Annotated in this window: 14 protein-coding genes and 1 pseudogene; 2 read left to right on the top strand and 13 right to left on the bottom strand. The window is 71.7% G+C overall.

The annotated features are described in order from the left end of the window. Positions 1–6 precede the first annotated feature (6 nt). From rbfA to JOD52_RS03810, 6 genes are all read right to left on the bottom strand, one after another. Positions 7–525 (bottom strand): 30S ribosome-binding factor RbfA, encoded by a 519-nt coding sequence (gene rbfA / locus JOD52_RS03835; RefSeq protein ID WP_204408842.1) that lies wholly within the window; start codon positions 523–525, stop codon positions 7–9. A gap of 1 nt (position 526) precedes the next feature. Next, complete coding sequence (locus JOD52_RS03830) at positions 527–1630, bottom strand: TRM11 family SAM-dependent methyltransferase (protein ID WP_239551768.1); 1104 nt, start codon at positions 1628–1630, stop codon at positions 527–529. A 76-nt stretch (positions 1631–1706) separates the two neighbouring features. Further along, positions 1707–4616 (bottom strand): translation initiation factor IF-2, encoded by a 2910-nt coding sequence (infB, locus tag JOD52_RS03825; protein WP_204408841.1) that lies wholly within the window; start codon positions 4614–4616, stop codon positions 1707–1709. Between the two features lie 96 nt (positions 4617–4712). Beyond that, positions 4713–5015 carry a DUF448 domain-containing protein gene (locus JOD52_RS03820; protein WP_083871708.1) on the bottom strand — a complete coding sequence of 101 codons (303 nt, stop codon included), beginning with the start codon at positions 5013–5015 and terminating at the stop codon, positions 4713–4715. A gap of 199 nt (positions 5016–5214) precedes the next feature. After that, entirely contained in the window at positions 5215–6198 is a 984-nt protein-coding gene (nusA, locus tag JOD52_RS03815; RefSeq protein WP_017822786.1) for a transcription termination factor NusA, read from the bottom strand. A 1-nt stretch (position 6199) separates the two neighbouring features. Further along, positions 6200–6808, bottom strand: coding sequence for a ribosome maturation factor RimP (locus tag JOD52_RS03810; protein WP_017822787.1), 609 nt, complete (start codon positions 6806–6808; stop codon positions 6200–6202). A gap of 336 nt (positions 6809–7144) precedes the next feature. Between JOD52_RS03810 and JOD52_RS03805 the strand changes: the two genes are divergently transcribed. Then, positions 7145–8197: a DUF4439 domain-containing protein gene (locus tag JOD52_RS03805; protein WP_204408840.1), complete on the top strand. Its 1053-nt coding sequence runs from the start codon at positions 7145–7147 to the stop codon at positions 8195–8197. Positions 8198–8248: 51 nt separating this feature from the next. On the opposite strand, the gene JOD52_RS03800 is transcribed toward JOD52_RS03805, so the two are convergent. Continuing rightward, complete coding sequence (locus JOD52_RS03800) at positions 8249–10033, bottom strand: proline--tRNA ligase (protein ID WP_204408839.1); 1785 nt, start codon at positions 10031–10033, stop codon at positions 8249–8251. A gap of 109 nt (positions 10034–10142) precedes the next feature. On the opposite strand from JOD52_RS03800, the gene JOD52_RS03795 reads away from it, so the two are divergent. Continuing rightward, on the top strand, positions 10143–11609 hold the full coding sequence (locus tag JOD52_RS03795) for a glycoside hydrolase family 15 protein (protein WP_204408838.1): 1467 nt from the start codon (positions 10143–10145) through the stop codon (positions 11607–11609). Positions 11610–11656: 47 nt separating this feature from the next. Here JOD52_RS03795 and JOD52_RS03790 read toward each other — a convergent pair whose 3' ends face one another. The 6 genes and pseudogenes from JOD52_RS03790 to JOD52_RS03765 form a co-directional block, all read right to left on the bottom strand. Then, positions 11657–12502, bottom strand: coding sequence for a GNAT family N-acetyltransferase (locus tag JOD52_RS03790; protein WP_204408837.1), 846 nt, complete (start codon positions 12500–12502; stop codon positions 11657–11659). A gap of 8 nt (positions 12503–12510) precedes the next feature. Continuing rightward, positions 12511–13668, bottom strand: coding sequence for a flavodoxin-dependent (E)-4-hydroxy-3-methylbut-2-enyl-diphosphate synthase (gene ispG, locus JOD52_RS03785; protein ID WP_031306968.1), 1158 nt, complete (start codon positions 13666–13668; stop codon positions 12511–12513). Positions 13669–13817: 149 nt separating this feature from the next. Then, positions 13818–15158 carry a M50 family metallopeptidase gene (locus tag JOD52_RS03780; RefSeq protein ID WP_204408836.1) on the bottom strand — a complete coding sequence of 447 codons (1341 nt, stop codon included), beginning with the start codon at positions 15156–15158 and terminating at the stop codon, positions 13818–13820. Further along, entirely contained in the window at positions 15158–16426 is a 1269-nt protein-coding gene (dxr, locus tag JOD52_RS03775) for a 1-deoxy-D-xylulose-5-phosphate reductoisomerase (RefSeq protein WP_204408835.1), read from the bottom strand. Before dxr ends, JOD52_RS03780 begins: the two co-directional genes overlap by 1 nt. Continuing rightward, on the bottom strand, positions 16423–16971 hold the full coding sequence (locus JOD52_RS03770) for a DivIVA domain-containing protein (RefSeq protein ID WP_204408834.1): 549 nt from the start codon (positions 16969–16971) through the stop codon (positions 16423–16425). Before JOD52_RS03770 ends, dxr begins: the two co-directional genes overlap by 4 nt. Before the next feature lie 76 nt (positions 16972–17047). Next, positions 17048–17461 (bottom strand): annotated as a pseudogene (locus tag JOD52_RS03765) (23S rRNA (adenine(2503)-C(2))-methyltransferase RlmN); the annotation flags it as partial. Positions 17462–17511: the final 50 nt, after the last annotated feature.

Raw genomic sequence — 17511 nt, 5'->3', positions numbered from 1 at the left:
CCCCGGTCACCGGCGGTTCGGGTCCTCGTCGGCGTCGCTGTCGCCCCCGAGGTCCTCGCCATCGTCCTCGAGCTCGGCGTCCTTCGCGGCTTCCTCCTCCTCGAGCTCACGGGGAGTGCGGTACGGATCGGCCTCGCCGGCGTAGCTGGCACCCTCCTTGGCACGCATCAGCTCCGCGTCGCGGCTGCGGGCCTCGGCCAGCAGCTCCTCGATCGCGCGGGCATTGTCCGGGATCGCGTCGGCCACGAACTCCAGGGTGGGGGTCAGACGCACCCCGGTCTGCTTGCCCACCTCGCGGCGCAGGATGCCGGTGGCGCTGGCCAGACCCGCAGCGGTGGCCGCCCGCTCCTCGTCGTCGCCGAAGACGGTGTAGAACACGGTGGCGTGCTGGAGGTCGCCGGAGACGCGCACATCGGTGATGGTCACGAAGCCCAGGCGGGGGTCCTTGATCCGCTTGTCGATCGTGGTGGCCACGATCTCCTTGATGCGGTCGGCCAGGCGCAGGGCGCGGGGGTTGTCGGTCATCTCAAGGGGTCCTCTCGTCGGTGCCGAGAGCAGCGAGCTGCTCGGCCTGGGGGTGGTCGGTGGGGATCGCGAGCAGCACGTCGCGGTCGATGGACTGGTCCACACGGTGCCGGAAGGCACCGTCGGGGCTGATCACGCGCAGCCCGGCATCGGCGAGCACGGCGGTGGCGTCACTGTGGGCGAGGGTGTGCCGATTGACGGCCAGTGCCATTCCGCCGCCGTCGCGCAATAGGGAGCGCCAGCCGGGTGCGGCCTCGGCGAGCACCTCGAGGGGGGAGCGCTGCCAGCCTGCGGCGGATCGTCCACCGTGCTGGACCCCGTAGGGCAGGTCCCCCACCAGCGCGTCCACGCTGCGGGCGGGCAGTAGGTGGGCCAGCTCCCGGGTGTCACAGCCGTACACGGTGAGCGTCTGTCCTCGCCCGTCGCGCTGGGCCTGCTTGTCCGGGGCCAGCTCGGCGTCGATGCGGATGCCGAGCTGCTTGCCGTGGCGGGTGAGACGGCCGTCGGTGACGGTGTGCTTGTAGCGGTGGGTGCGCAGCCAAGTGGCGAGGAAGGCACGGTAGGCCTCCACGTCCTTGCGGTCGATCTCGGCACCGAGGGGGCTGAGCCCCAGGCGCAGGGCCCGGTTCAGGGTGGTGCCGCGACCGCACAGGGGATCCAGCAGTGTGAGGGTGCCGTCGAACAGACCGGCGCGCCGGGTGGAGAGGGCTGCGGCGAGGTTCACCAGCAGGGCGGTGAACTGCTCGTTGGTCTTGCCGGGGTACTTCAGGATGGTCTCGAGGTCATCGGGGTGCCGCAGTACTGACGGGATGTCGAGGGGCCGCAGCAGCGGTCCCTCCTCGCCTGCTCCGCCGTCGACCTGCTCGAGCACGCCGAGCGTGCCGGAGAGGGAGCCCAGCAGCCGCAGGGCATCGCCGTCGCCGAACTCGAGGCCCTCGATGCGCAGGGCGTCCATGCCGCCCACTGCCCGCTCCGTGACGCGCGACGGTGCCCCCAGATGGGCACCGAGCACCCAGTGCGCCTCGGCCGCGGCGAGCGGCCCGGAACGGGACGCGTACACGCGGTTGGCCGACGGGGCGCGCAGCACCGCCATCGTGCTCGTCATCGCGACTCACTTCCCACGCGACCCACCTCCCGACGGGGAGCGGCCGGCCACCCGCGGGTGCCCGGCCGTCCTCGGATCAGCTCCGGGGCTTCTCCTGCATCTCGTACGTGGTGATGAGGTCACCGACCTGGAGATCGTTGAACGACCCCAGGTTGATGCCGCACTCGTAGCCCTCGCGGACCTCGGTGACGTCGTCCTTGTAGCGACGCAGTCCCGCGATCTCGAGGTTCTCAGTGATGACCACACCGTCGCGCGTGATGCGGGCCTTGCCGCCGCGCTTCATGATGCCGCCACGGACGATGGAACCGGCGATGTTGCCGAACTTGGAGGAGCGGAAGATCTCGCGGATCTCCGCCGAGCCCAGCTCGACCTCCTCGTACTCCGGCTTCAGCATGCCCTTCAGGGCCTGCTCCACCTCGTCGATGGCCGCGTAGATCACGCTGTAGTACTTGATCTCCACGCCCTCGCGGTCGGCGTACTCCGCGTTCTGGCCCTCGGCGCGCACGTTGAAGCCGATGATCACGGCATCCGAGGCGACGGCCAGGTTGATGTTGTTCATCGTGATGGCGCCGACGCCGCGGTCGATGATGCGCAGCTGCACTTCCTCGCCCACGTCGATGCCCAGCAGGGACTCCTCCAGCGCCTCGACCGAACCGGCCGCGTCGCCCTTGAGGATGAGGTTGAGGGTCTCGACCTTGCCCTCGGCCATCGACTTGGTGATGTCCTCGAGGCTGATGCGCTTGCGGGCCTTGGACAGGGCCGCTGCACGCTTGGCCGCCTCGCGCTTCTCGGCGATCTGGCGGGCGGTGCGCTCGTCCTGGGCGACCAGGAAGGAGTCACCGGCGCCGGGCACCGAGGTCAGACCCAGCACCTGGACGGGGCGGGATGGGCCTGCCTCGTCGATGTTGTTGCCGTTCTCGTCGAGCATCGCGCGGACACGGCCGTGGCCGGTGCCGCAGACGATCGCGTCGCCGACGTGCAGGGTGCCCTGCTGGACCAGCACCGTGGCGACCGGGCCGCGACCGCGGTCCAGGTTCGCCTCGATGGACACACCGCGCGCGTCCTTCTCGGGGTTGGCACGCAGGTCCAGGGAGGCGTCCGCCGTGAGCAGCACAGCCTCCAGCAGCGAGTCGAGGTTCAGGTTCTCGCGAGCGGAGACGTCCACGAACATCGTGTCGCCGCCGTACTCCTCGGCGATCAGGTTGTACTCGGTCAGCTGCTGGCGGATCTTCTGCGGGTTCGCCTCGGGCTTGTCGATCTTGTTGACCGCCACCACGATCGGCACGTTGGCCGCCTGGGCGTGGTTGAGCGCCTCGATGGTCTGCGGCATGACACCGTCATCCGCGGCGACCACCAGGATCGCGATGTCGGTGACCTCGGCACCACGGGCACGCATGGCGGTGAACGCCTCGTGACCGGGGGTGTCGATGAAGGTGATCGCGCGGTCCTCACCCTCGTGCTCCACCTGCACCTGGTAGGCGCCGATGTGCTGCGTGATGCCGCCGGCCTCGCCCATGTGCACCTTGGAGGAGCGGATGGTGTCCAGCAGGCGGGTCTTGCCGTGGTCGACGTGACCCATCACGGTCACCACCGGCGGGCGGGGCAGTCGGTCCTCGTCGTCCTCGTCGGCCAGCTCGGCGTCGAGGTCGATGTCGAACTGCTCCAGCAGCTCGCGCTCCTCGTCCTCCGGGGAGACGATCTCGATCTTGTAGCCGAGCTCCTCACCGAGCAGGTGGAAGGTGTCCTCGTCCAGCGACTGGGTGGCCGTGGCCATCTCGCCCATGGCGAACAGCACGGTGATCAGCGAGGCGGGGTTGACGTCGATGCGGTCGGCGAAGTCCGTCAGGGACGCGCCGCGACGCAGGCGGATCGGGGTGGAGCCGTCACCGCGGGGAACCTGCACGCCACCGGGAGCCGGGGCCTGCATCTGCTCGAACTCGGCGCGCTTGGCGCGCTTCGACTTACGCGAGCGGGCGGGCTTGCCGCCACGACCGAACGCGCCCTGCGTGGAGCCACGACCACCGCGACCGCGGGGGCCGCCACCGGGGCCGCCGCCCGGGCGTGCACCGGGACCGCCGCCGGGGCCGGGACGGCCACCACGACCACCACGGCCTCCGCCCTCGGACGGACGGGCCTCGTTCAGGCCGCCGTGGGAGTGCTGACGCATGATGCCCGGGGTGGGCATGCCGGGACGACCCGCGGGACGGGGACCGCCCGGACGGGGTGCACCACCGCCCTCACGGGGCGGACGACCGGCCTGGTCCCCACGCTGCGGACGCGGACCGCCGGGACGGGGCATGCCCTGCGAGGGCGCGAAGGGGTTGTTGCCCGGACGGGGACCGCCGGGACGAGGGCCACCGGGACGGGGCGCGCCGTCGCGAGGCGGGCGCGAGCCCTGCTGACCCTGCTGGCCACCACGGCCACCGGAACGGGGCATGCCCTGCGAGCGCGCGAAGGGGTTGTTGCCCGGACGGGCACCGCCGGGGCGGGGCGCGGGGCGCTCGCCACCGGGCTTGGGGGCCGCGGGACGCTTGGCGTCGGATGCGGGTGCATCGGATGCCTGGTCCTTCGGGCCGTCCTGCTCGGGGGCAGGAGCGGCCTTCTCCTCGGCAGGTGCCGCGGACTGCTCGGGAGCAGGCTTCGCGGCGGGCTTGCCGGGAGTGGGGGACGGCGCTGGCTTCTCGGGAGCCGACTTCTGCGCTGCTTCAGCGGGAGCCGGCTCCTCAGCGGGTGCCGACTTCTCGGCGGGCCCCGCTCCCGGCTTGGCCGGGGCCTTGGCACCCGGCTTGGGGGACGCCTCACTCTTGGCGGGGGTGTCGTCACCGGACGCGGCGGGGAACTCGCTGCGCAGTCGACGGGCGACGGGTGCCTCGATGGTCGAAGAGGCAGAGCGAACGAATTCGCCCATGTCCTGCAGCTTCTGCAGAACGACCTTGCTCGGCTGTCCGAGCTCCTTGGCGAGCTCGTGGACGCGGACCTTAGCCACATTTCTCCTGTCTCGGTCCGGCCGACAAGAGGGCGCGGACCATTAGTTCCTGAGGGTGCTCATGATCGAGTACTCATCGGATGTCCATGGGTTCTTCTACCTTTTCCACGTGGTGGTGGGATCGGAAGCCTCGAGGTCCCGGGCAAGGAGCCCGGTGTCGACCGGCCCCCGGAAGGACCGGGGAAGGCCGCCCCGCCGCAGGGCGAGGTCGAGACATGATGCGTCGGGGTGGAGCCAGGCTCCGCGGCCGGGGGCCGACCTGTGGGGGTCGACTCGGACTCGCGGGGCGGCGCCATCGGGAGCGGGCTCCCGGACCAGACGCACCAACTGTTCGCGCGGGGCCACCTGACGGCAGCCGACGCACGTGCGCTCGGGGCGGTGGGGGGCGGGGTGAGCCACGGCTCCACCTCCGTTCCGAGCACGTCCGGCGGCCTCGTCGCAGGTGCGCCTTGCGGGCACCTGTGGCGTCACCACCGGTTGAACAGCCTCTCCAGTGTAGCGGAAGCGCCCAGGCGGGCCCTCACCGGGGAGGTGTGGGACACAGTCGACGGCGGTGCGCGGACCACCTGCACCCGGTCAGCACGGACTCCGCTCTGCGTCAGCCCTGCGACTGCGGATCAGGGGTGTCGGTCCCGATGTCGATCTTCCACCCGGTGAGCTTCGCGGCGAGGCGGGCGTTCTGACCGTCCTTCCCGATCGCGAGGGAGAACTGGTTCTCCGGCACCAGTGCGCGCACCGCTCGGCCCACCTCGTCCACCACGGTGACCGAGGTGACGCGGGCCGGGGACAGGGCGTTGGCGACGTACCGGGCCGGGTCCTCGTCGAAGTCGACGATGTCGATCTTCTCCCCGTTCAGCTCGTTCATCACCGCACGCACACGGGCCCCCATCGGGCCGATGCAGGCACCCTTGGCGTTCACGCCCGGCACGGTCGCGTGGACCGCCATCTTGGTGCGGTGGCCGGCCTCCCGCGCCATCCCGGCGATCTCGACGGTGCCGTCGGCGACCTCCGGGACCTCCAGGGCGAACAGGCGCCGCACCAGGTTGGGGTGGGAGCGGGACAGGGTGATCTGCGGGCCCTTGGGGCCCCGCCGGGCCTCGGTCACGTAGGCGCGGATGCGGCGGCCGTGGGAGTAGTCCTCCCCGGGCACCCGCTCGTGCGGCGGCAGCACGGCCTCGACCTCGCCGAGGTCCACCATCACCATGCGCGGATCGCGACCCTGCTGGATGATGCCGGAGACGATGTCCTCGGTGCGGTCGGCGTACTCGCCCAGCACCGCCTCGTCCTCCAGGTCGCGGATGCGCTGGAAGATCACCTGGCGGGCAGTGGAGGCGGCGACGCGTCCGAAGTTCTCGGGGGTGTCGTCCCACTCCTCCACCACGGTGCCGTCCTCGGCCAGCTCCCGGGCGATCACGGCGACCTCGCCGGTCTTCTCGTCGATCACCACCTCGGAGGTGCGCACCGGGTGGTCGGTGTGCATGTAGGCGGCGTGCAGCGCCTGCCGGATGGCGTCCAGCAGGACGGGAAGGCGGATGTCCCGCTCGCGCTCGAGTGCGCGCAGGGCGCCCATGTCGATATCCATGTCAGCTCTCCTTCGGTGCGGCGTCCGGCTCGGGGCCGTCCGCGTCGGCAGGGGTGTCGTCGGCGAGCAGCTGCTCGAGGTCCGCGGGCGGGTCGAACTCGATCTGCACGCGTGCGGAGTCCACCTCGGTCAGGGGGATGCTCAGCTGCTCGGGGGTGCCCTTGGGAATGCGGCGGGGGCGGCCGCGTTCGTCGGTGCCCGGCTCCTGGCGCAGCCGGAGCATCTCGTCGTCGTCCACGGCGAGCACCCGGGCCCGGTGCTCGGCGCCGTCGACGGTGCGCAGCAGGACCAGTCGGCCGCGAGCGCGGCGGAAGTGGCGGGCTGTGGTCAGCGGCCTGTCCACACCGGGGGTGGTGACCTCCAGGACCGAGGGGCCGGGGCCGATCAGGGAGTCGTCGGCATCGATCTGCTCACTGATGGCGCTGGATGCCTCGGCCACGGTGTCCAGGTCGGCGCTGCCGGTGCGGTGCTCGGGCAGGTCCACCACCAGGCGCACCTCCGTGGTGCCGTTGCGGGGACGCACCACCAGGTCGTCCAGGACCAGGCCGAAGCGCTCCAGGATCCCTCCGGCGACCTCTCGCAGTTCAGGGTGCTGCTCGGACGCGCTCATCGCTCGTTCCCCCTTCTCCACGGACCCGACGGTCGTCGCTCGATTGTCAGCCCGCCGCCGGGGCGCGGGGCGGGGCATGTCCCAGGATAGTGGCCCCGGCCCCGATGCGCCCTCCCGCGAGGCGACGACCCGGCGCTCCCAGGCACCAGCGGCATCCCTCGATGCGAGAATCACCTCGTGCCCGTCGACCCGTCCCTCCGCCCCGTGCCCTCCTGCGCTGTCGTCAGGCCTGCTGACTCGGTGCCTGCTGAGTCAGTGCCTGCACTCGGGTCGGGACGCAGCCGCAGGTCCTCCTCGGTCTCCCGGCGCACGATCCTGGCTCTGGCCGGAGCCGGCGTGCTCGCGGCCGCCGGTTGCGGGCCGGTCCAGCTGGGGCAGCCGCCCACGTACACCCCTCCCCCGCCCGGGATCGACGACCTGTACCGCACCGATCTGCTGATGCTCATCGACCGGGCGAACGCCGCGGTGGAACAGCTGCGGCCCCCTGCTTCCGGGGGTGCACCGAGCGACGGGGGCGGAGCGAGTGATGCGGGGGGAGGCGATGCCCCGCCAGTTCTCGACGTCCGTGTCGCCGATGCCCTGGCGGAGCTGTCCAGCAGCCTGCCGGTGCAGCGGACTGCCCTGCTGACCGGCGCTCAGCTGGGCCGGGAGAGCGAACAGGCCGAGGACCCGGACCCGCACCTGGACCCTCCTCCCCCACCCACCCACGTGCCCTCCGACGTGGCCGGCCTGGTGGGCGTGCTGGTGGAGCTGCGCGACCTGTGCGTGGACGCCGCCCGGCAGGTGTCCGGGTCGCTCGCCCGCCCCGTGTGCGCGATCGGCGCCCACACCACCTGGGCCGCGCTGCGCCTGCGGGCCGCGAGCGGTCAGGGTGAGGTCCCCGCCCCGCCACCAGCACAGAGCATCGAGCCGACACGGCCGGTCCCCTCGCAGGACCCGCCGTCGATCGGCGCGGAGTCCGACTACCACGCGTACATCGAGACCGCCCAGCAGGAGGAGTGGTACGCGGCCTACGTGCACGAGGTGCTCGCCGCGAGCACCGAGGGCAGCGAGCGCGAGGGCCACCTCACGGCGATGAGCGCCCACCGCACCCGCGCGGAGTCGCTGCACACGATCGCCGAGGAGGACGGGGCACCCACGGTGCCCCGGCAGGCGGTGTACGCCCTGCCCGGAGGGACGCCCGACCCCGGGACCGCCGCGCAGCTACCGACGATGCTGGCCGACGCGCTGCTGGTGGCGCACGTGGCCCTGGTGGGGGCGGCACCGTTCGAGCGGCGAGCGCTGTCGATCGAGGCGGCACTGACCGAGGCAGGGGTGCTGGCCGGTCTCGTCGGACGGTTGGACCCGCTGCCGTCGCTGGCGCCGGAGGGACTGCCGGACGAGGAATGACCGGCCGTGCCCACGAGGGTCAGCGGCCGGTCATCCGTGGATCGGGGGCTCTCAGGCGGAGCGGACCTGCTCGGTCACCGCATCCACGACGTCCTGCGGGGAGACCTCGTTGATCTCGCCGCTGGCGCGGTCGCGCACCTCGACGGTGCCCGCGGCCAGGCCCTTGCCCACCACCACGATGGTGGGCATGCCCAGCAGCTCGGCGTCCTTGAACTTCACGCCGGGTGAGACCTTGGGCCGGTCGTCGTAGATGACGGTGAGGCCACAGGCCTCCAGCGCGGTGGCGATGCGCTCGGCCTCCTCGAACACGGCCTGGTCCTTGCCTGTGGCCACCAGGTGCACATCCGCCGGGGCGATGGCGCGGGGCCAGACGAGACCCTTCTCGTCGTGGTGCAGCTCGGCGATCGCCGCGACCGCGCGGGTGACACCGATGCCGTAGGAGCCCATGGTCACCACCTGGGCCTTGCCGTTCTCGTCGAGGACCTTGAGGTCCAGGGCCTCGGCGTACTTGCGTCCCAGCTGGAAGATGTGGCCCATCTCCATGCCACGGGTCAGGCGCAGCGGGCCGGAGCCGTCGGGAGCGGGATCGCCGTCGCGCACCTCGGCGGCCTCGATGGTGCCGTCGGCGGTGAAGTCCCGGCCGTACACCAGGTCGTAGACGTGCTTGTCCTTCTCGCCGGCGCCGGCCACCCAGGAGCTGCCGGGAACCACCCGCGGGTCCACCAGGTAGCGGATCCCGGAGGCACCCTCGAGGCCCAGCCCCTCGGGGCCGATGTAGCCCTTCTTCAGGGCCGGGGTGGCGGCGAAGTCCTCCTCGGTGAAGGGCGCGGCGACGGCCGGCGACACGGCGGCTTCCAGGCGCTTCTCGTCGACCTCGCGGTCACCGGGGATCGCGATCACGAGCGGCTCGGTGGAGCCATCGGGCAGGGTGAGCATGTAGACGAGGTGCTTGAGCATCTCGTAGCGGGTCCACTCCCCTGTCTCGGTGCGGGGGCCCTTGCCGGGGAATGCCTGGTTGGAGAAGTCGGTGAGGGCGGCGATGGTGGAGGCGCCGGGGGTGTCCTCCACGTGCATCGCGGGCAGGGCTGCGATCTGCTGCTCACTCAGTGCTTCCGGGGGCAGGGTGGTGACGGCCTCGACGTTGGCCGCGTAGCCGCCGTCGGAGACCACGAAGGTGTCCTCCCCCACGGGCGTGGGGTGCAGGAACTCCTCGGAGCGGGAGCCGCCCATCGCGCCGGCGTCGGCCTGGCAGATCACGGTGGGAAGGCCCAGGCGGTCGAAGGTGCGCTGGTAGGCGCCGCGCTGCTTCTCGTAGGAGACGTCGAGCCCGGCGTCGTCGATGTCGAAGGAGTAGGCGTCCTTCATGATGAACTCGCGCACCCGCAGCAGGCCCGCACGGGGCCGGGCCTCGTCACGGAACTTGGTCTGGATCTGGTACAGCATGGTGGGCAGGTCCTTGTACGAGGAGAACAGGTCCTTCACCGTGAGGGTGAACATCTCCTCGTGCGTGGGTGCCAGCAGGTAGTCGGCCTGCTTGCGGTCCTGCAGGCGGAACAGGGTGGGGCCGTAGTCATCCCAGCGGCCGGTGGCCTGGTAGGGCTCGCGCGGCTGGAGTGCGGAGAACAGCAGTTCCTGGCCGCCGATGGCGTCCTGCTCCTCCCGCACGATCTGCTCGACCTTGCGCATCACCTTCAGGCCCAGCGGCAGCCAGGTGTACACGCCGGGGGCGCTGCGGCGGATGTAACCGGCGCGCACCAGCAGGCGGTGGCTGGCGACCTCGGCATCCGCCGGGTCCTCGCGCAGGGTGCGGACGAACGAGGAGGACAGACGGATCATGGGGCAGGCCTTTCGGTACGGCGGACGGAGCCGGGTCCATGCTAGCCTCGCCCGCGTCGATCCCACGCCTGCATTCCCGTCGTGCAACCATGGAGGGAGCAAGCGGTCGGTGCACCAGGCGTCGATCACCGCGTCTCCCGCCACGGAGGACCCTCTGAGCTCCGACGCTCCTCATCACGACCCGCAGGGCCGTCCCCGCACCCCGTCGTCCGGCGGTGCAGGCAGGCACGCCCCCAGCCGCCGGGCCGTGCTGTGGGGAACGGGTGCGCTGGGAGCGGCCGGGCTGCTCGGCACCGGGGCGGGCGTTCTCGGCTCCGCCCGGGCGGGGACGGATCCCCGCACCGTGATCGGCCTGTGGTCGCAGACCGTCGCCTTCGACGGGGCCGGCGAACGGGTCCTGGTCGGCGTCAAGGAGTCCCGCCCGTCCGTCACCGGTGGCGCCGCCCCCGGCGCACCGGTCGCACGCGGGGGCGGGGTACCTGCGGTGGATCTGCAGCCCGGCACCCGACTGGTGCGGGGCATCCCCCCTTCTGCCCCTGTGGCCCGTTCCGCCGAGGAGTACATGGCGGAGGCGGAGGACTGGCTGTCCACAGTCCCTGCCGAGCTGCGGGACCTGGCATCGACCGCGCTGCTGGACCTGTGGGTGCTCTCGGAGGCGCTGCCCGCGCCGGTGGCCGGGTGGAGCCGGTCCTGGAGGTACGTGTGGCCCCGCGACGCCGCCTTCTGCGCCGTGGCCTTCGCCCGGGTGGGACTGATGGACCGTGCCCTTGCGACGCTGCAGCACCTGCAGTCGCTGCAGGGAGAGGACGGCTGGTTCGAAGCCCGCTACGACCTCGCCACCGGACACAGCCCCGATCGTAGGACGCGTCAGTTCGACGGCACCGGGCTGCTGCTGTGGGCGACTGGTGAGGTGCTCGCCTCCGCCGCCTCGGCCGAGCGCGAGGAGCTCGCCGCGTCACTGGCCGCCCTGGTGGAGCGTTCCGGTCCCCTGCTGCTGCAGACCACGGGGAACGGCTGCTCGCTGCCACCGGCCGGCCCCGACTACTGGGAGCTGCCCGAGAAGCAGGTGACGCTGTGGACGATGGCCACGACCCTGCGCGGGCTGCGCACGGCAGCGGACCTCACCTCCGAGCAGGCCTTCACCGATGCCGCACAGCACTTCACCACCCTGCTGCGGGGCAGCTTCGGCGCCCACGGGTACCAGCGATACCGCACCGGTGGGGGTGCCGACTCCGCGCTCGCCCTGTTCGATGCCACCGGCATGCACGACGTGATCCCTTCCCGGCAGCTGCGATCCCTCCGCTCGGACCTGGCACGACCTGGCGGTGGCATCGCACCGGGCGCGTCCTGGCGGCAGGACGGGGTCAGCTGGACCCCGTCGACCAGCCTGCTGGCCCTGGGGCTCGCCCGGAGCGGTGAGCACGAGCAGGCCACCGAGGTGCTGCGATGGCTCAGTGACCATCGCACCGACGCTGGATCGCTGCCGGAGAAGGTGCTGTTCGACGGCCGCCCGGCCGAGGTTGCCCCGCTGGCGTGGACCGCCGCCAACGTGCTGCTGGCCATCGACGCACTCTGACCAGGACGGCCAGGTCAGCGGATCGATCCGAGGATCCGGTGCACGGGTCAGAACAGGATCGTCGAGAGCTCCGCGGCCTGGTGGAAGCCGGCCGCGGCGTAGGCGCGGCGGGCCGGCTCGTTGAAGTCGTTGACGTACAGCGACACCTGGGGCACGTGGTCGCGCCGCACCAGGGTGACCAGCTCCGCCATCGCTGCACGGCCCAGGCCGCGGGAACGGTGCGAGGGCGCCACCCACACGCCATGGATCTGGGCGACGTCCGCGAACAGGGCGCCCACGTCGGCCTTGAACACCACCTGGTCGCCGTCGATCACCACATAGGTGCGGCCCTGGCGGATGAGCTCCGCGACCCGGCCGCGGTACCCACGGCCACCGTCCCCCCGCAGGGGATCGACCCCCACCTCCTCGCGGAACATCGCCACGGCCGCGGGGAACACCTGCTCGACCTCGGTGGGTCGCGCCGGGCGCAGGCCCACACCGCCCGATGCGGGGACGTGGGCGTCGGCGAGCAGCAGCGGCTGGCTCCAGCGGTATTCGCGCACCTCACCGGACCACAGGGGTTCCAGGTGGGTCCACAGCTGCTCGACGGCCCGGCGCTCACCCACCACGGAACTGGCGCGGCGCGGTCGGGGCGCGGCGTACCGACCGAAGTGGTCGATGGCGTCAGCGGATGCGCTGAGCGGGGAGAGGTTCACGCCGTCCCACAGGATGCCGCGGGGGGCATGGTCCTCCCCGGTGATCTGGAACTCCCGACCCAGGGCGCCGGCCCGGGCCATCTCCACCAGCCGGGCGCCGCCCAGGGCGTTGACCAAGGGGTCGCGCCGGGCGAGGGCGAGGGACGCGTCCCAGGCGGTGTGGCGCAGTGGCCGCACCTTCGCCCCGCGCCGGAACATGACCTGGATCAGCCCACCGAGACCGAGGGGGTCCCGCCCGCCTCGGCGGCCTCCATCTCGGCCGCGATGCGGTTGGCCTCGGCCAGCAGGGTCTCGACGATCTCCGCCTCGGGGACGGTCTTGATGACCTCGCCCTTGACGAAGATCTGGCCCTTGCCGTTGCCGGAGGCGACACCGAGATCGGCCTCACGGGCCTCACCGGGTCCGTTGACGACACAGCCCATCACGGCCACGCGCAGCGGCACCTCGAGGTGCTTGAGCCCCTCAGTGACCTCGTCGGCCAGGGTGTAGACGTCCACCTGGGCGCGGCCGCACGAGGGGCAGGAGACGATGTCGAGCTTGCGGGGCTTGAGGTTCAGCGACTGCAGGATCTGGTTGCCCACCTTGACCTCCTCCACCGGCGGGGCGGAGAGGGAGACGCGGATGGTGTCGCCGATCCCCTCGCCCAGCAGGATGCCGAAGGCGATGGAGGACTTGATGGTGCCCTGGAAGGCGGGGCCGGCCTCGGTGACACCGAGGTGCAGGGGCCAGTCGCCCTTCTCGGAGAGCTGGCGGTAGGCCTCCACCATGATCACCGGGTCGTTGTGCTTGACGGAGATGCCGAATTCGTGGAAGTCGTGCTCCTCGAACAGGCTGGCCTCCCACACGGCGGAGGCCACCAGGGCCTCCGGGGTGACGCGGTCACCCTTCATCATGCGCTGGTCGATGGAGCCGGCGTTCACGCCGATGCGCAGGGCGGTGCCGTGGTCCTTCGCGGCCTTGGCGATGTCCTTCACCTGGTCGTCGAAGCGGCGGATGTTGCCGGGGTTCACGCGCACACCGGCGCAGCCGGCCTCGATCGCGGCGAACACGTACTTGGGCTGGAAGTGGATGTCGGCGATGACCGGGATCGGGGACTTGGCGGCGATCGCCTTGAGGGCGTCGGCGTCCTCCTGCCGCGGGCAGGCCACGCGCACGATGTCGCAGCCGGTCGCGGTCAGCTCCGCGATCTGCTGCAGGGTGGCGTTGATGTCATGCGTGGGGGTGGTGGTCATCGACTGCACGGTGACCGGTGCGTCCCCACCCACGTGGATGTCGCCCAGGCGCACCTTGCGGGTCTTCCGCCGGGGCGCGAGGACGGGCGGGGGCTGCTTGACGGACGGGATGCCGAGGCTCACTGAAGTCACCGTCCCATTATGGCGGCGCGCGCCTGGGTATGGGCGGTGATGGCGAGGGGCGTGCGACACCTCCACCGCACCTCCACGTCGGCGCGGTCACTCAGGGTGGGCGGATCCGGCGGGATGGACGCGGCTCGAGGCGCTGCTGGAGCAGCGCGCTACGGGAACAGCCGGATGGGTTTGACGATGTCCGCGTACAGCAGCAGCACCGTCATCACCAGGAACACGATCGCGACGACGTTGGTCAGCGGCAGCATCCGGGAGATGTCCACGGGCCCGGGGTCCGGCTTTCCGCGCAGGCGCGCGATGAAGCGACGGATCCCCTCCCACAGCGCCCCGGCCACGTGCCCACCGTCCAGCGGCAGCAGCGGCAGCAGGTTGAACGCGAACAGGGCCATGTTCAGCGAGGCCAGCATCGAGATCATGGTGCCGGTCTTCTCACGCAGCTCGAAGCCGGGTTGGTCCGCGGAGGCCACTTCCCCGGCCAGGCGGGTCACGCCGACCACGCCGATGGGGCCGTTGGGGTCGCGCTCCTCGGATCCGAAGGCCGCCTTGGCCACATCCACCAGGCGCGCGGGCAGGGCGATCACCAGCTGCGCGGTCTGGGAGAACGTGGACCAGGCCAGTTCCGGCACCACCGCGGGTGACTGGCGTACCAGGTCCGGAGTGCCTCCGACGCCCAGGAAGCCCACCTGCTCGGTGAGCATCGCCCCGGACGCATCACGGACCACCGCGCCGTCCTCGTCCAGCACGGGGCGGGCATCGACGATCGGGGTGGCCTGGAGGGTGAGCTCCTCACCGTCGCGCTCCACGACGACGCTCACGGTGCGGTCCCCGGCGGCGCGCACGGCAGTGGTGACGTCCTCCCAGCGGCGGATCTCGTGCCCGTCGATCTCACGCAGGGTGTCGCCCGGGCGGATCCCCGCGGCGATCGCGGGGGCCGGGGGTCGACCCTCGCAGTCGGTGCCCGCCGGGGCGTCGGCCGGCAGCACGCACTCGGAGACGGACTGCACCGTGGGCGTCACCGCCGGCAGGCCGATGCCGAGGGCGAGCACCCCGATCAGCAGCACCGACAGCAGCAGGTTCATGGCGGGCCCGCCCAGCATCACGATGATCTTGCGGTGCACCGGCAGCGAGACGAAGGTGCGGTGGGCCTCGGCGGGGTCGTACTGGGCGGCCTCGTACTCCTTGGCCTCCTGGGACATCTGCTGGATGAACCCGGTGGAGTCCTCGCGCACGGTGCCGGGGGCGTCCCCGCGATGCGGCGGGTACATGCCGATCATGCGGATGTAGCCGCCCAGGGGGATCGCCTTGACGCCGTACTCGGTCTCATCACGGGTGCGGGACCACATGGTGGGCCCGAAGCCGATCATGTACTGGGTGACGCGCACGCCGAAGGCCTTGGCGGGCACCAGGTGCCCGATCTCGTGCAGGGCTATCGACACCGCCAGCCCCAACCCGATGATCAGCACACCGAGCACGAACAGGGCCACGCCCATCAGTCGCGCCCCCCCGGGGCCGGCTCGGAGGCAGCGGGCTGACCAGCGGCCGTCCCCGAGGGGGTGCGGGTCCGGGCGGCGATGCTCTCGCGTGCGGCCTCGCGGGCCCAGCGCTCCAGGTCCAGTAGCGCATCGACGCCGTCGGCCGGTTCCACCCGGGGGCGGGCAGGATCAGCCAGCACATCCTGGATGGTCCCCACGATCCCCAGGAACGGCAGGTCACCGGCGAAGAAACCCGCGACGGCCTCCTCGTTGACGGCGTTCATCACGGCCATCGCGCCGCCTCCGGCACGGTGGGCGGCGCGAGCCACCTCGATTGCGGGGAAGGTGGCGTCGTCGACCGGTTCGAAGGTCCAGGACTGGGCGGTGGAGAAGTCCAGCGGTGCGGCCAGGTGCGGCAGCTTCTCGGGGTGCGCGAGGGCCCAGCCGATGGCATGGCGCATGTCCGGTGGGCTGGCCTGGGCGATGGTGGACCCGTCCACGAGCGTGGCCATGGAGTGCACGATCGACTGCGGATGGACGACCACGTCCACGCGGTCCTCGGGCAGGTCGAACAGGAAGCACGCCTCGATCACCTCGAGGGCCTTGTTGACCAGGGTGGCGGAGTTGGTGGTGATCACCGGGCCCATCGCCCAGGTGGGGTGGGCGAGGGCCTGCTCGGGTGTGACCTGAGCGAGTTCCTCACGGCTGCGACCGCGGAAGGGGCCACCGGAGGCGGTGACCACCAGGCGGTCCACCTGGTCCGGCCGCACCCCGGCCAGGGCCTGGGCGATCGCGGTGTGCTCGGAGTCCACCGGCAGGATCTGCCCCTCGGCAGCGCGCGCGGTGACCAGGGCACCGCCGACCACCAGGGACTCCTTGTTGGCCAGGGCCAGGCGTGCCCCGGAATCCAGCGCCGCCAGTGTGGGCAGCAGGCCGACGGAGCCGGTGACGGCGTTCAGGACCACATCATCCGGGCCCAGCGATCCTGCCAGGTCCACCACGGCGTCAGCACCGGCGACGAGCTGCGGGACGGCGATCCCGGCATCGCGGCAGGCGGTGCCGACGGCCTGCTCGACGGTCTCCGAGCGCTCCGCATCGGACACCGCGACGCGCTCGGGGCGGTGCATCAGCACCTGCTGGGCCACGAGCTCGGGGCGTCCGCCGCCCACGGCGATGCCGTGCAGGTGGGCGAGGTCGCGGTAGCGCGTGAGGACCTCGAGGGCCTGCGTGCCGATCGAACCGGTGGAGCCCAGCAGCACCAGGCGACGGGCAGGGACGAGGGTCACGGCACGGAGGCCATCACGTCCGCGACGTGGTCGAGGTACACGTCCACCACGGCCTCGCGGTACCCGTCGGCCCCGCGGCGGCGTCGGAACGCGGCGCGGCGCACGTCGTCCACGCTCATCGGGTGGCCCTCGGTGAAGTAGGCGATCAGCTGATCGCACAGAGCATCCACGTCGGTGCGGTCGTAGGCCGGCTCGCCGTCAGCGGCCGGGGAGAAGCGCTCACCCGCGGGGCGCTCCAGGCGCTCCTTGAGGGACTCGGCGCGGCGGGTCAGCTCCGCCACCCACGCCTCCTCGCCGCGCTCGGCGATGGCATCGTCGCGGGCTTGCAGGGCGAAGGCGTCGGAGAGACGGTCCAGGGCCTCGTCCACCACACGCATGTCGTAGCCGCCGCGCTCGGTCCTGAAGCTGGCCGAGGCGATGTCGCTGCCGGAGAACCCGGCGTCACGCCCCTCGTAGGCGGTGCGGGCGCGCGAGAGGAACTCGTCCACCTCATGCGTGTCGTAGCCGACGCTGAAGCGCGAGACGCGTTCGAACGATGTGCTCACCAGTGGGTCCTTCCTCGGCGGGGTCGCGGTCCCACTGTAGCGGCGTGGGGGCCGGGCATCGTGCAGGCGGCAGCGGTCATTCGGGGCGGGAGGCGACGGCCTCCACGCGTGCCACGCGTGCCTCGCGGTCCGCGCGGTGCTCGTCGGTCTCGATGACCTCGGCGGCGAGCTGCCCGCAGGCGCCGTCGATGTCGGAGCCGCGGGTGTCGCGGATAGTGGCGGAGATGCCGTTGTCGCGCAGGGTCTCCACGAACTTCTTCTCCACCATCGGGTCCGAGGCGGTCCACTTCGAGCCCTTCACCGGGTTCAGCGGGATGGGGTTGACGTGGATCCAGTGGGCACCGCCGTGGGCGATCAGCCTGTCGGCAAGCAGCTGGGCCCGATGGGCCTGGTCATTGATGTCGCGGATCAGGGCGTACTCGATGCTCACGCGACGGCCGGTGGCCTCGAAGTACTCGTGAGCGGCACCGAGGATCTCGTCCACGTCGTAGCTGAGTATTCGTAGTCGTGGGAGCCACCGAATCTTGCTCTTGGGGACCG

This window comes from Brachybacterium muris, assembly GCF_016907455.1.
Classification (GTDB): Bacteria; Actinomycetota; Actinomycetes; order Actinomycetales; family Dermabacteraceae; genus Brachybacterium; species Brachybacterium muris.
This window is presented reverse-complemented; position numbering and strand designations above follow the sequence as displayed.

What these genes read in the sequence shown, in the direction of transcription:
- rbfA (WP_204408842.1), bottom strand. Translation starts at nt 525, where the DNA reads ATGACCGACAACCCCCGCGCCCTGCGCCTGGCCGACCGCATCAAGGAG.
- JOD52_RS03830 (WP_239551768.1), bottom strand. Translation starts at nt 1,630, where the DNA reads ATGACGAGCACGATGGCGGTGCTGCGCGCCCCGTCGGCCAACCGCGTG.
- JOD52_RS03780 (WP_204408836.1), bottom strand. Translation starts at nt 15,158, where the DNA reads ATGGGCGTGGCCCTGTTCGTGCTCGGTGTGCTGATCATCGGGTTGGGG.
- JOD52_RS03790 (WP_204408837.1), bottom strand. Translation starts at nt 12,502, where the DNA reads ATGTTCCGGCGCGGGGCGAAGGTGCGGCCACTGCGCCACACCGCCTGG.
- JOD52_RS03800 (WP_204408839.1), bottom strand. Translation starts at nt 10,033, where the DNA reads ATGATCCGTCTGTCCTCCTCGTTCGTCCGCACCCTGCGCGAGGACCCG.
- JOD52_RS03810 (WP_017822787.1), bottom strand. Translation starts at nt 6,808, where the DNA reads ATGAGCGCGTCCGAGCAGCACCCTGAACTGCGAGAGGTCGCCGGAGGG.
- nusA (WP_017822786.1), bottom strand. Translation starts at nt 6,198, where the DNA reads ATGGATATCGACATGGGCGCCCTGCGCGCACTCGAGCGCGAGCGGGAC.